Genomic DNA, 13599 nt, shown 5'->3' with positions numbered 1-13599 from the left:
TATGAATCGCTTCTTTATCTACTGTTTTACGTTTCAAGGGAATGTAGGTAGCGTCCAGATAAATAGCGGCATAATGATCATTTAGTGGACGTTTTTTAAAAGCAGCGACTTCTTCAGAAAAGACTTTTGTCATGTTGGACATCGTCTGCGGCGTATAATGATGACCATACATTTTCTCGATCAAATCGGCAATTTCAGACATCGTGATCCCTTTTCGAAAGAGATGAATAATCGTTTCTTCCAACGTCTCATTGGTTCTTTTATATGCAGGAAGCGTCTGTTGTTTAAATTCACCATTACGATCACGTGGAATCTGTAGCTTAAGTTCACCATATTCTGTTTTGACCTTACGGTCATAGGTGCCATTGCGAGAGTTACCTGAATGGAAACCAATCCGCTCATACTTCTCATAATCTAAAAAGACGGTCAATTCCGTTCTTAAGAGTGTATTTACGGCCAATTCTAGATGAGAACGAAAACATTCGTTTAAATCACCTTTTGTGGCTAGAGTCTGTAAGATATCTGTAGTAAGATTGTTCATAGGGAAGTCCTCTTTTCTGTGAATGTAGTGTGGTAACTCTATTCTACAGAAGGGGCTTCCTTTTTTCTATTTACACAAGATATTTTACACTCTCGAATAAGGAAAGTTACTTTGTTATATTTATATAACAAAGTAACTTTTTTTGTTTGAAGTAAAATGAATACTTATCATTATACGAGGTATATCATTTTACAATATGATGTCAGATGATATACTAGTAATATAAATTAGAAAAATTTTAGGAGGAAATTATATGGATTTTTCATCATTCTTTGCGACACTTGGCGCAATGTTACCAGGAATTATCGGAACACTATTACTATTAGTTTTAGCTCTAATTCTTGCTTGGGGACTTAAACGTCTAACAATTAAAGGACTAGAGAAGGTTGGTTTTAGTCGCCGTACACAATCATGGGGCATGGCTAAGACAGAAGAGGAAGGTCAGCAGTATACTGAAACGGTTGGATCAATCGTTTACTTTGCGACATTGTTATTCTTCTTACCTGGAATTTTAAACGGTTTAAATGTGGGTGGCGTTATGGACCCAATCGTGAACATGTTTAATAAATTCTTTAGCTATATTCCGAACATTTTAACAGCGATTGTTATTCTAGTCGCTGGTGCTTACTTCTGTAAGTTCGTTAAAAAGCTTGTTCGCAACCTATTATTAAGTTTAAACATTGATAAATGGTATGCAAAACTAACGGGTAGTACAACAGGTGCTGATGTCAATGAAGGTCAGATTGCAGAAGTACTTGCGACAGTTGTTTATGTGTTAATCTTTATCCCAATTTTAACTGTAGCACTTGAAACATTAGGTATTCAATCAATTTCAGAACCGATTGTAGCAGTACTAAATCAAATCTTAAGTGCTATTCCTAATATCATTACAGCTGCTGTATTACTAATTATTGGTGGTGTTGTAGCGAAATTATTAGGTGACTTAATTGAAAACTTACTAGCAACAACAGGTGTTGATAAATACTCACGTTACTTAAACTTCCGTTCAGAAGTTTCTGACGTTAAAATTTCAAACATTACAGCAGCAGTTGTTAAAGGTGTGTTGATGTTATTCTTCTTAGTTGAAGCAATTTCTGTATTAAACTTAGAAGTTCTTAATACCATTGGTGCAGCAATCATTGCTTACATCCCATTAGTATTAAGCGCGATTATCATCTTAGCAGTTGCATTAATCGGTGGAAACATCTTAGCTAACTTTATTTCAAAAGCAACTGGTAACAAGTTATTTGGTGAAGTCATCCGTTACGCGATTATCATTTTAGGAGCATTCATGATCTTAGAACAATTACATATCGCTCAAACAATTGTTAATGCTGGATTCATTATTATCCTTGGTGCAGCTGGTCTAGCAGTAGCGTTAGCCTTTGGTTTAGGTGGACGCGACTTTGCGGCTCGCCAATTAAACAAAGCGGATAAAGCCATTGACGAAGAGATTGACAAAGCTGAAGATAATAACAACCATACAATTTAAACTATTGATAGAAGTCGGCTAAACTTTAGTCGGCTTCTTTTTTGTGCAAAATAGTGTAGTAGGATGTTCAACTGGAGAAATATAAAAAAATTCTTCCAGCTGAAGTGTTTAACTGGAAGAATCTAAACAAATTCCTAAATTTAAACTTACCAACACTATCTTTTGCACAAAACTGTCCTAAAAGAGTATAATAAACTAAAACAACAATGGAGGGATTAGAATGCCTTTTGTACGAATTCAATCTAAAGAAGGACGCACACCAGAACAGAAAGAAACTTTAGCAAAAGCAATCATTGAATCGATGATTGAGCAAGGCTATGCGAATAAGGAAGCGATTAGCGTCATCTTTGAAGATATGGCTAAAGAAGACTTTTACAGTGGAAAAGACTACTAAAGACACAAATGCCCCTTGAGAACTTCAGGTCTCAAGGGGTATTTTTATGCATTCAATATGATGCTCATCGATTGATCAACAGATGATTCATAGGTTGCACCAAATTTGTGTAGATGAACCATTAATAAGTAAAGGCGGTAGAACTCGATGCGTAATTCTGAACCTTCAGAAAGTGGGTAAGCTTCATCATAAGTAGCGTAGAAGTCAGAATTAAAGCCACCAAATACTTTAGTCGCACCCAAATCAAATTCGCGGTCACCGTACATAGAAGCGGGGTCAAATAAAGCAGGACTACCGTCAGACAAGAACATATAGTTACCTGCCCATAAGTCACCATGCAATAATGACGGGTCACTTTTGTGTCGAGTTAACTCATTCACCATAATTTGTCTTACTTGTTGATAAGTATCGCTTTGACGTTGATTCCATTTATTGTTATCCACAAGTAGCCTGTGAAGTTTGTCCATCCGTCTTTCGACGAAAAGCTCAAGCCAAGAATCAGTCCATGAATTATCGAATTGAATGTCAGCTCCTGCATAAGGAGCGTCAAAGCCGTATAAGCCGTCATCAGAGTGATACTGATGCAATTGGGCAACCATTCTTCCTAATTCACGTTGACTCCCATTTTGACCTTCCTCGAGGTAGCTAAGTAATAAATAAGCATCACCTTGGTTTTCACCTGAATCAATCACTTGCGGTACAGTGATTCCAGCTTTAGCCATTTCTTCTAAGCCTGCAATCTCACCTGTATAAAAGTCTGCACTGCGCCCCGCTTGGACGAGTAAGAAGTAAGGTTTAGAATTTGTTTCCACTCGAAAGGCTTGGTTTACATCGCCTCCTGATACAGGGATGATTTCTTGAATTGAATCGATAGGTAATACATCTTTCCAGTTATGACTCATTGAATAAGCGCCTCCTTCTTGATTATTCAATATATTCATTTTTAGTGATAACCTCATCTGGCGTTTCAAAGCCTTCTTTTTGGTCTTGTTCAAAGTTTTCTTCAATGATTTGTGGTGGGCTAATATGTTTCGTCCAGAAGCCTCCGTGAATGTATTTTGCATCATATGAGATGAAAAATGCGTTCGGGTTTAGTTCATTAATTGTGTTACGCAAAGCTTTCTCAGTAGAACGTGGCGTGAGAATCGTTAAGACTAACCGGTTTCCATTCCGTCCGTAACCAGGTTGAATTGTCACCCCATAGCCACGTTCCCTTAAAGAATCTGCCAACACATGGTTGTCGTCTTCTGTGAATACTTGCATTACTGAATAACCTAAAGCAATCCGGTTCTCTACTAACATACCTAAGTATATCCCAACGCCAAAACCTAAAGCGTAAAAGATGAGGTACATGATGTTTTCCTCAATGTATGACATCACCATTGACAAGCCGAGTGTGTAAATCGTTATTTCGATAATAGCTAAGATCGGAGCAAGGTTCCGGTAACCTCGCATCGTCAGTAATGTTCGAATCGTGTTTAGCATAATATAAACTAAGTTGATGGCAAAAATTTGTCCTAATACAAGCCAGTTCATAAATCAAAGGCCTCCTTTTAATAATCTCTAAAGTAAATGTTACAGTAAATTAAATTTTATGTAAATTAACTCGCTGTTTGTAGCTATATTTATAGGTTATGATAAAATAAGTTATCATTTGAAAAGAGGTAAAACTATGAAGAAAAGGTTAAAGCAATTAGCAGTTCTGATTGTATTGTTTTGGTCTTGGCATGCTGTATGGCTCTACTTCAATTTAGATGTTGGAGACACCCCTGTAGCCAGCGATGTGATTATTGTCCCTGAAGGTGGAGATGGGCGCGAAGATCAAGCTGGCCGACTATTACTCGATGGTTATTCACTATCCGACCGAATTATTGTCTCACCTCTTTATGGAGAGAACTTAAATCTTTTACCTCACTATCAAAATGCAGGTGTGAGAGAAGATCAGATTATCGCTGAAAATGAAGCAACAAGTACTTACACAAATGCAGTAAATACATTAAATTTAATGGAAGAAAATGGTTGGAACTCTGCTTTGGTCGTCACATCTGATTACCATACGAGACGGACACGCATGATTTATGAGCGAGTAAACCGTCATTATGACTTTGATCTAACTTATATTTCAGCTTACGTCTATACGAACGAGGGTGAAGTCATTACTTATCTTGATACACCTGGTCTTCGCAGTGCAGGGCGTCGTGAAATTTACAAATATTATGGTTACCTATTTGGCTTATATCACTTCTTGGATTTAGATTAATAGTCATTTCTTTAGACTTTAGAATCTAGAAGCGGTATTATGTATTTTCTAAAAAATTGAATAGGGGGATTACATGTCAAAAAATTACAATATTGATAAGGTGAAGTTTGTTGCTGCTATTGGAGTAGTACTCATTCATGTATTTGCATTTATCGATTCAGCATATAATAAACCTTTGATTGAACTACAATGGCCTCGCGCTATATTTAATTACGCTGTACCTTTGTTCTTCGCAATTACAGGTTATATATTGTCAAGCCGAACAAATGAATATATGTTAAAGTACGCAGGCAGTGTTTTGCGTTTATTTATTTCTATTTCATTATTTTATTACGTGGTGTCTTTGCTCATGGCAGGCCTCGAAGCTTGGCTGTATGAAGAGCCTGTCATAGATGCTGTGATGATCATCTTCCGTTCTAAAACGTGGCGACAATTTGCGCAAGGAACGATTGGATCTTACCATCTATGGTACTTATGGGCGAGCTTTCTAGGTATCTCGTGCCTGTATGGCTTAAATAAGATAATCAACTCACCAAGAATCTTAATCTTAAGTGTATTTGTCTTATATCTTGTGTCACTTTACTGTCTTCAAAATGGTCTGTTAACTGATATATTACGTTACGGAGGCTTCCCAAAAGCCTTAATGTATACAAGTATCGGCTATTATGTAGGGGTGCAAGGGGATTACTGGAAATATAACTGGCGTGTCTTAATGGGTTGGATATTTGTCTATGTTGTTACTTTTGGCTTTTTCTACCAAGGAGAATATATTGAATTATTATTTATTCCAACGATTTACTTAGTGATCGCATTCTTAAACCGATATAAGGGAGAAGAGACAGTCATCGCGAAGCTAGGAGATTATTCAGATCAGATATACCTATTACATGCCCTAGGTATTAATGTATACGGACTATTACTGTTCGTCTTTCCCGAGCTTCAGATTCACTCACTTCCCATTCGCGTTGTATTGATTACATTATTCGCAGTTGTCTTTTCACTTCTGTTATATATGCCACTCAACCGCTTTTATTTGGAACCGATGCAAAATTGGCTAAAGAAACTGCGTTTCAAATTTAAAGGCAATAACAAACCAAACAATAAAATAGATTTAACTCAGAGCACATCGAATTCATAAATCCGATGTGTTTTTGGGTTATCTGATGATTTTTGCTGTTAATTCCATATTTTCGATTGAATTCGCTAAAAGTAAGTAAAAAATCATCTGACCTCTCCGTAATCACATTTTATTTACAAAAAAAGTAGCATTTTCAATGAAATATCATTACATTAACAGTTGTACATAATATTAAAAATGGTATAATTGGTACGGTTTTATCTATCTTTGTAAATATTTCGAAAGGGGAATCATTTTTTATGAACGGAAAATTCTTTAACCTAATGCAAACATTAGGTAGATCTTTCATGTTACCGATCGCTTTATTACCGGTAGCTGGTCTGTTTCTTGGTATTGGTGCAACCATTACTGGGGACGCATTTATTGCACAGTGGGGCTTAGAAAGTATTCTAGGCGAAGGTACAATCCTTAACGGGATCTTAAGTATCTTGACTGATGTTGGAGACATTATTTTTGGAAATCTGGCATTGTTATTCGCAATTGCGGTGTCGAGTAGTTTAGCTACTGCCCGTAAAGAGGTTGCGGCACTTTCAGCCGTTATTGGTTACTTAGTCATGTATCAATCAATTACTAGTACGTTGGCAAACTTTGGTGACATTGAGTCGTTAAAAGAGATCAACGGTTTAGTTGGTTCAGTCTTAGGTTTTGAAGAAACATTGAATACAGGAGTATTCGGTGGGATTATTATCGGTTTAGTTGTTGCTTACTTACACAACAAATTCTACCGTGTTAAATTCCCAGATGCTTTATCATTCTTCGCGGGAACTCACTTTGTTCCAATTATCTCAACCGTTGCTGCTTTAATCGTTGGTGCAATCTTAGCCTTCGTTTGGCCATTCATCGGTGGAGGAATTGCTTGGTTAGGTGAGACAATCGCAGGATCTGGTCCAATTGGTGGGTTCTTCTACGGTTACGTATACCGTGCATTAATTCCATTCGGTTTACACCACGTGTTCTACTTACCATTCTGGCAAACAGCTATGGGTGGTTCTATTGAGGTTGCTGGTGAAGTAGTTAACGGAGCGCAAAACATTGTCTTCGCTCAATTACAAAATGGTGATGTTATTAGTCCAGGAGCGGCTAAATACTTCTCATTCGCATTCCCAATGATGTTAGTTGGTTTCCCAGCTGCAGCATTAGCAATGTACCATACAGCTAAACCTGAACGTAAAGATGATGTTAAGGGACTCTTATTCTCAAGTTCATTAACTTCGTTCGTAACAGGTATTACAGAGCCGATTGAATTCGCAATTCTATTCGCCTCACCTGTATTATACTTCGGAGTGAATGCGGTATTAGCAGGTCTATCGGTTGTTATTGTTGAATTATTAAATATCGGGGTTGGGTTTACCTTCTCTGCTGGTTTCCTAGACTTCTTCTTATACGGTATGTTACCGGGTAATGAGAGAACTAACTGGATTATCTTAGCGATTTATTCAATTATTTGGGGTCTAGTTTACTACTTCCTATTCCGCTGGGCGATTACGAAATTCGACTTAAAAACACCCGGTCGTGAAGACGATGAAGAAGAAACTCGTTTACGTAGTAAAGATGAGTATCGTGAAGAGCATGGTATTGGTCAAACGGCTAAAACAACAACCACTTCATCTACAGGTGAATTAACTGAAGATGAGTTACGCTCACAACAAATTTTAGAAGGTCTTGGTGGACAAGACAACTTAGCTAGCTTTACTAACTGTGCAACACGTCTACGTGTAACAGTTGAAGATGGTGAGCAAGTGAATCAAGCACAATTACGTCGTACAGGAGCTGCTGGAGTTACTGTAAGTGGTAAATCTGTACAAGTTATCTATGGTACTCAAGTTGGTGGAATTGCGACTGACTTAGAAGATTATATTAACCGTGTTAACAAAGGTGAAATTCAAGTCACTGAAGCTACTTCTCAAGAAGCAGAAGTAGTTGTGGATGAAGAGCCAAAAGCAACTCCAGCAAAAGAAGAAACTGAACAAACAGTTGAAGGAATCGCAAGTCCATTAACAGGTCGTGTGGTTGCTTTAACAGATGTTCCAGATGCAGCTTTTGCAAGTGAAGCATTAGGTAAAGGGGCAGCAATTGAGCCAACAATTGGTGAAGTTGTATCACCAGTTAATGGTAAAGTTGTTACTGTATTCCCAACAGGTCATGCGATTGGTTTACAAACTGAAGCTGGCGCTGAAATCTTAATTCACATCGGTCTTGATACAGTTAATTTAGATGGTAAAGGCTTCAATGTGTTAGTTGATGCAGACGAAGAAGTAACTATTGGACAAAAATTAGTTGAATTCGATATCGATCTAATTAAAGAAGCTGGTTACTCAACAATTACACCTGTTGTTGTAACAAACACAGCAAACTATAACGATGTCTCTGCTTCTGAGTTAGAAACAGTTAACGCAGGTGACGAGTTAATTACAATTGATTAATGATTGGAATTAATAACTAAAGTTTAAAAAGAAACCGCTAGTATCGGAAAAGGTACTAGCGGTTTCTTTGCCTTGTTAGGGATGATAGCGTTTAACAGGAAGAATTTAAATTCATTCATCCAGCTAAGGCAAATAACAGGAACAACTCAATCCTATTCTTCCGCTTCTATTAAATAAAGCACACTAATCAAAGGTTATAGCTTAAATATTTCAAGTATTTAAATTACTTAAGGAAGAAAGGATCGGGTCGTTATAAATTTCCAGAAGGATTCTTATGTGGTGCATCTATATCAAGTTCATAACCTGGAAAAAGCTTCATTTGGAGATATTGCTTTAACTGGAATTAATAAACAGACGGCGTTGGATATCTTGTTGGAGGAAAAAGTTGTGGCAATGGGAAGAGGCGGTGATGGCATTACAGCCATGTCTGATTAGATTACGTGGCAGGTGCTCCTGAAGATGACGATTTATATAATGCATTTAAGCAATTCGTTTTAATTTAAAAAGAGGAGTTAATGAATGTCTAAAATATGGAATTGAACCGTTAATTACTTTATCTCATTATGAAACGCCACTTCACTTAGCGCGCACTTATAATGGTTGGGCTAATCGTGATTTAATCGACTTCTATGAACGTTATGTTACAACTGTATTCAACCGTTATAAAGATAAAGTAAAATACTGGTTAACATTCAACGAGATTAACTCAGTGCTTCATACACCGTTTATGAGTGGTGGAATAAATACACCGAAAGAAGACTTATCTGAGCAGGATCTATATCAAGCAGTGCATCATGAATTAGTGGCGAGTGCCTTAGCAACTAAGATTGGTCATGAAATTAATCCAGACTTCCAGATTGGTTGTATGGTACTCGCGATGCCAGCTTATCCAATGACACCGAACCCAGAAGATGTCCTATCAGCGCGTCACTTTGAGAATAGTAATTATTTATTCTCAGATATTCACGTTCGCGGCGAATATCCTGGTTACGCTAAACGTCTCTTCAAAGAAAAAGGGATCGAGATTGAGTTTGCGGAAGGTGATGCAGAATTATTAAAGGAAAACACAGTGGATTTCATCTCCTTTAGTTACTATATGAGTACCGCTATAGCTGCTAATCCTGAAGAATATGATAGCGGCGTGGGTAACTTACTCGGTGGTGTTAACAACCCGTACTTAGAAAGTTCTGAATGGGGATGGCAGATCGACCCAACTGGATTACGCATTGTGCTAAACGACTTCTGGGATCGTTACCAAAAACCACTATTCATCGTAGAAAACGGCTTAGGTGCTAAGGATATTTTAGTTGAAGGTGCCGACGGAGAGATGACAGTAGAAGATGATTACCGAATCAACTACCTTGAGAAACATTTACAACAAGTTGGTGAGGCAATCAAAGACGGTGTTGAGTTGATGGGTTACACAACTTGGGGCTGTATCGACTTAGTCTCAGCTTCAACAGCAGAAATGAGTAAACGTTACGGCTTCATATACGTTGACCGCAATGACGACGGATCAGGTACTTTAAACCGTTACAAGAAAAAGTCATTTGACTGGTATAAAGAAGTGATTTCGACAAACGGCGAAAGTTTATACAAATAAATTCAAGAAAGCTATCTACTTTTTAGAGTAGGTGGCTTTTTTGATGGGAAAATACGGAAACGAAAGTTCGAAAACAATTTGAGTGCTCGATTCCACAATTTAAACAGCCCACCCAGTCAACCCCACTTATTTCCAAGCAAAATCCACCAAACTTTTATGAATAATTATTCATAATTTACTAGCTAACCTTTGTAACCGTTTATACTGAGTGGTATAATTTCTATGAAATGCATTATTGAGTAGAGGAGGAAGAAAGATGGTAAGTATTATTTTGGCGAGTCATGGAAAGTTTGCTGAAGGACTATTACAATCAGCACAGATGATCTTTGGAGAGCAGGATCAGATTAAAACTGTGACTTTTATGCCAGAGGAAGGGCCGGAAGATTTGAAAGCGAAGTTGGAGACAGCTATTTCGTCATATAGTTCAGACGCAGAGATTTTATTCTTAGTCGACCTTTGGGGAGGGACACCGTTTAATCAAGCGAATATTTTATTTGAGGAGATGTCAGAAAGAGCTGCGATTGTGTCTGGAATGAATTTGCCGATGTTACTTGAAGCTTTAGGAACACGGATGGGAACGGAGAAAGCACACGAAGTTGCGACACACATTCTTGGTCAGGAGCAAAGTGGTATTCGCGTTCGACCCGATGAGTTAACCCCTGAGATAGAAGCGGGAGTTGTTTCTGAATCAGGCGGGGCAGCGCAATTAGAGCCAGGAACGGTGATTGGAGACGGTCAGATAAAATACGTCTTGGCGAGAGTCGATACTCGTCTATTACATGGACAAGTGGCAACTGGTTGGGTAAAAAGTGTGAATCCAACCCGAATCATTGTTGTATCAGATAAGGTGGCCAATGACGAGATGCGTAAGACGTTAATTAAACAAGCGGCGCCTCCAGGAATTCGGGCGAACGTTATTCCGATTGCTAAATTAGCAGAAATCAATGAAGATCCGCGATTTGGTGGTACAAGAGCGCTTCTATTATTTGAAACGCCACAAGATGTGTTGGAAGCAATTAATCAAGGAATTGACATTGATGAAGTGAACTTAGGATCCATGGCACATACAAAAGGAAAAGTCATGATTAATAACTCAGTTTCCGTTGACGATGATGACGTGAAGACAATTATGGAGCTAAAAGATCGAGGCGTTAAATTCGATGTACGTAAAGTACCGGCGGATTCAGCCCAAAATCTTGAACGGCTACTTAAGAAAGAAAATTTAATATAGATTGAGGAGGATTTAAAATGACAGACATTTCATTAATTCAAGTTGTCCTTATTATTATAGTGGCACTTTTTGCAGGGTTTGAAAGTGTTCTGGACGAGTTCCAATTACATCAGCCCATTATTACATGTACGTTAATCGGACTTATTACAGGTAATCTAGCTGAAGGACTCTTATTAGGTGGGCAATTACAACTGATTGCCTTAGGTTGGATGAATATTGGGGCAGCGATGGCACCGGATGCGGCTTTAGCCGGCGTTGTTTCTGGGATTTTAGTTTTAGTCCAAGGAGCTTCAATGGGTGAGGGGATTGCGGTAGCGATTCCGTTAGCAATTGCCGGGCAAGTGTTAACTATCTTTATCAGAACGGTTGCGGTAGGTTTATCTCATTATGCTGACCGTAAAGCAGAAGAAGGAGATATTAATGGTGTAGCATCAGCCAATATCATGGCTTTAATGTTACAAGGTTTACGTGTAGCAATTCCAGCTGGTTTAATTTTAATGGTTTCAGCTCAAACAGTTACAGACGCACTGAATGCAATTCCAGATGTCATTACTGGTGGACTAAACGTTGCCGGTGGAATGATTGTTGCGGTAGGTTATGCAATGGTTATTAATATGATGGCGTCGAAAAGTTCATGGCCATTTTTCTTCATGGGATTTGCTTTAGCAGCAGTTACTGAACTGAATTTAATTGCGATGGGTATTATTGGTTTAAGTATCGCTTTAGTTTACATCTCAATTGCACCACAGTTTAACGCTAATTCAGGTGGTGGCGGTGGTGGAAATTCAGTCGAAGCTGCTTTAGATGACATTTTAGAAGATTATTAGATAGGAGGGTATAAAATGACTGAAGAAGTAAGAAAAGAACGTATAACATTAACAAAAGCGGATCGGATGCGCGTGTCATGGCGAATGACTTTTATACAAGCAAGTTGGAACTTTGAGCGGATGCATAACGTTGGTTGGGTATACGCCTTAATTCCTGCGATTCGAAAATTATATACAACAAAAGAAGATAGAAGTGCTGCACTTCAACGTCACTTAGAATTCATTAATACTCATCCGTACTTACAAGCGCCAATTGCTGGGGTCGTACTTGCTTTAGAAGAAGAAAAAGCAAACGGAACAGACATTGATGACCAAGCAATTCAAGGTGTGAAAGTTGGGATGATGGGACCTCTGGCGGGAGTGGGAGACCCGGTATTCTGGGGAACATTAAGACCAGTATTAGGTGCTTTTGCGGCATCACTGGCATTATCTGAGAGTATTTTTGGACCAATTATTTTCTTCCTAGCGTGGAATATTATCCGTATCCTATTCTTATGGTACACACAAGAATTAGGTTATAGATCAGGGAATGAAATCACGAAAGACTTGAGTGGAGGTATTTTACAAAAAATCACTCAAGGGGCATCAATTCTAGGAATGTTTATTATGGGAGTGTTAGTGCCAAGATGGACAACTATGAACTTCCCCTTAGTGCTATCTCAAGTGGAAAATAGCCAGGATACAATGGTCGATTTCCAAGCATTGACGGACCAAGCGAACAGCAATGCTTTGTCCGTTGACACGATTCGGGATCTCATTTTACAAGTCCAATCAGGAGCGAACGTCGCGACTGAAACGACGATGACCTTGAATGATGTATTAAATGAACTATTACCAGGACTTATGCCACTAATTCTAACATTCGCATGTATCTGGCTACTCCGCAAGAAAGTAAGCCCAATCGCAATTATTGGAGGAATCTTTGTTCTAGGTATTGCATTATATTCTGTTGGAATTATGGGTTAATTTTAAATGTCAGTTGATTTTTTAAATGCAACGGTGGAATATACTACACGTGCCAACGCAATGTTGAATCCAATTATTCCCAAATCTGGTATATTTTTAATGGGTGAGAAGGGCATTGAGTTTCGCTCAGAAAAAGGTCCAGGCTTTATTCAAATTCCTTGGACCTCTGTTGAAAATATCTTCGTGCAAATGTTATTCGGCGGGTGTTATGTCCGCGGATTTACAATCGCGACTGATGAGGGACAATTATTTGAGTTTGTGGTCAATGATGCGAAAGATACTTTGAAATACATGCGCAAGTATCTTGAACGCGACGTTTTTCAAGCGAGTAAAAGTAATATCAGTAAAGTATTAGGCCAATTCAAGAAATAAATAAAGGAACTTGTTCTGTAGCAACTCGCTTTAAGAAGTTGTTGTAGGATAAGTTCTTTTTTGTTCATTCCACTAAAAATATCCACTCATGACGGATTATCTGTAAAATCTTTAACTTTTTACTACTCTGTCTACGATTAAAATCACAGAAATAACCTGAGTCCACGAATGAAAGGGGTATGTCTTTGAGTGCCCACGTTCATACGTCCAGTATAAATTCACAAACATGTATTCGAAAAAGATTGGAGCGCTCGATGCCACACTGGTCTACATTTACTCAAAAAAAAAGCCGAGGAGCATTGAGCCCCTCGACAATCATTTTGAATTGCTTCAAATAATCTATTATAGTCTA

General features: G+C 38.2%; 13 protein-coding genes and 1 pseudogene. 11 read left to right on the top strand and 3 right to left on the bottom strand.

Annotation, left to right across the window (positions count from 1 at the left end):
• Window positions 1-541 (bottom strand): transposase (locus ACEN4N_RS01640; RefSeq protein WP_407093565.1); only part of this gene is annotated, 541 nt, incomplete at its 3' end.
• 253 nt (window positions 542-794) lie between these two features.
• Between ACEN4N_RS01640 and ACEN4N_RS01635 the strand changes: the two genes are divergently transcribed.
• Entirely contained in the window at window positions 795-2033 is a 1239-nt protein-coding gene (locus ACEN4N_RS01635) for a mechanosensitive ion channel (protein ID WP_407090943.1), read from the top strand.
• Window positions 2034-2253: 220 nt separating this feature from the next.
• Entirely contained in the window at window positions 2254-2427 is a 174-nt protein-coding gene (locus ACEN4N_RS01630; RefSeq protein ID WP_338487665.1) for a tautomerase family protein, read from the top strand.
• A gap of 44 nt (window positions 2428-2471) precedes the next feature.
• Here ACEN4N_RS01630 and ACEN4N_RS01625 read toward each other — a convergent pair whose 3' ends face one another.
• Both ACEN4N_RS01625 and ACEN4N_RS01620 read right to left on the bottom strand, forming a co-directional pair.
• Window positions 2472-3329, bottom strand: a complete 858-nt coding sequence (locus tag ACEN4N_RS01625) for a fructosamine kinase family protein (RefSeq protein ID WP_407090944.1) — start codon at window positions 3327-3329, stop codon at window positions 2472-2474.
• 22 nt (window positions 3330-3351) lie between these two features.
• Complete coding sequence (locus ACEN4N_RS01620) at window positions 3352-3963, bottom strand: DUF2179 domain-containing protein (RefSeq protein WP_138404881.1); 612 nt, start codon at window positions 3961-3963, stop codon at window positions 3352-3354.
• Between the two features lie 136 nt (window positions 3964-4099).
• Here ACEN4N_RS01620 and ACEN4N_RS01615 point away from each other — a divergent pair, with 136 nt between their 5' ends.
• From ACEN4N_RS01615 to ACEN4N_RS01575, 9 genes and pseudogenes are all read left to right on the top strand, one after another.
• The gene (locus tag ACEN4N_RS01615; RefSeq protein WP_407090945.1) at window positions 4100-4687 is read left to right on the top strand and encodes a YdcF family protein; all 588 of its coding nucleotides are present in this window, start codon (window positions 4100-4102) and stop codon (window positions 4685-4687) included.
• A gap of 73 nt (window positions 4688-4760) precedes the next feature.
• Entirely contained in the window at window positions 4761-5825 is a 1065-nt protein-coding gene (locus tag ACEN4N_RS01610) for an acyltransferase family protein (protein ID WP_407093564.1), read from the top strand.
• A gap of 239 nt (window positions 5826-6064) precedes the next feature.
• Window positions 6065-8248, top strand: a complete 2184-nt coding sequence (locus ACEN4N_RS01605) for a glucose PTS transporter subunit IIA (RefSeq protein WP_407093563.1) — start codon at window positions 6065-6067, stop codon at window positions 8246-8248.
• Between the two features lie 276 nt (window positions 8249-8524).
• Window positions 8525-8683 (top strand): hypothetical protein, encoded by a 159-nt coding sequence (locus ACEN4N_RS01600; RefSeq protein WP_407089273.1) that lies wholly within the window; start codon window positions 8525-8527, stop codon window positions 8681-8683.
• 79 nt (window positions 8684-8762) lie between these two features.
• Window positions 8763-9851: pseudogene (locus ACEN4N_RS01595) on the top strand (glycoside hydrolase family 1 protein); the annotation flags it as partial.
• Window positions 9852-10107: 256 nt separating this feature from the next.
• The gene (locus ACEN4N_RS01590) at window positions 10108-11082 is read left to right on the top strand and encodes a mannose/fructose/sorbose PTS transporter subunit IIA (RefSeq protein ID WP_407093562.1); all 975 of its coding nucleotides are present in this window, start codon (window positions 10108-10110) and stop codon (window positions 11080-11082) included.
• Between the two features lie 17 nt (window positions 11083-11099).
• Window positions 11100-11909 (top strand): PTS mannose/fructose/sorbose transporter subunit IIC, encoded by an 810-nt coding sequence (locus ACEN4N_RS01585; RefSeq protein WP_407093561.1) that lies wholly within the window; start codon window positions 11100-11102, stop codon window positions 11907-11909.
• Window positions 11910-11924: 15 nt separating this feature from the next.
• Window positions 11925-12875: a PTS system mannose/fructose/sorbose family transporter subunit IID gene (locus ACEN4N_RS01580; protein ID WP_407089277.1), complete on the top strand. Its 951-nt coding sequence runs from the start codon at window positions 11925-11927 to the stop codon at window positions 12873-12875.
• A gap of 6 nt (window positions 12876-12881) precedes the next feature.
• Entirely contained in the window at window positions 12882-13247 is a 366-nt protein-coding gene (locus tag ACEN4N_RS01575; protein ID WP_407089278.1) for a DUF956 family protein, read from the top strand.
• Window positions 13248-13599 lie beyond the last annotated feature (352 nt).

This window comes from Ruoffia sp. FAM 20857, assembly GCF_045528645.1.
Lineage (GTDB): Bacteria > Bacillota > Bacilli > Lactobacillales > Aerococcaceae > Ruoffia > Ruoffia halotolerans.
The sequence above is the reverse complement of the archived record's forward strand: the minus strand, read 5'-3'. Positions and strand labels throughout refer to the sequence as shown.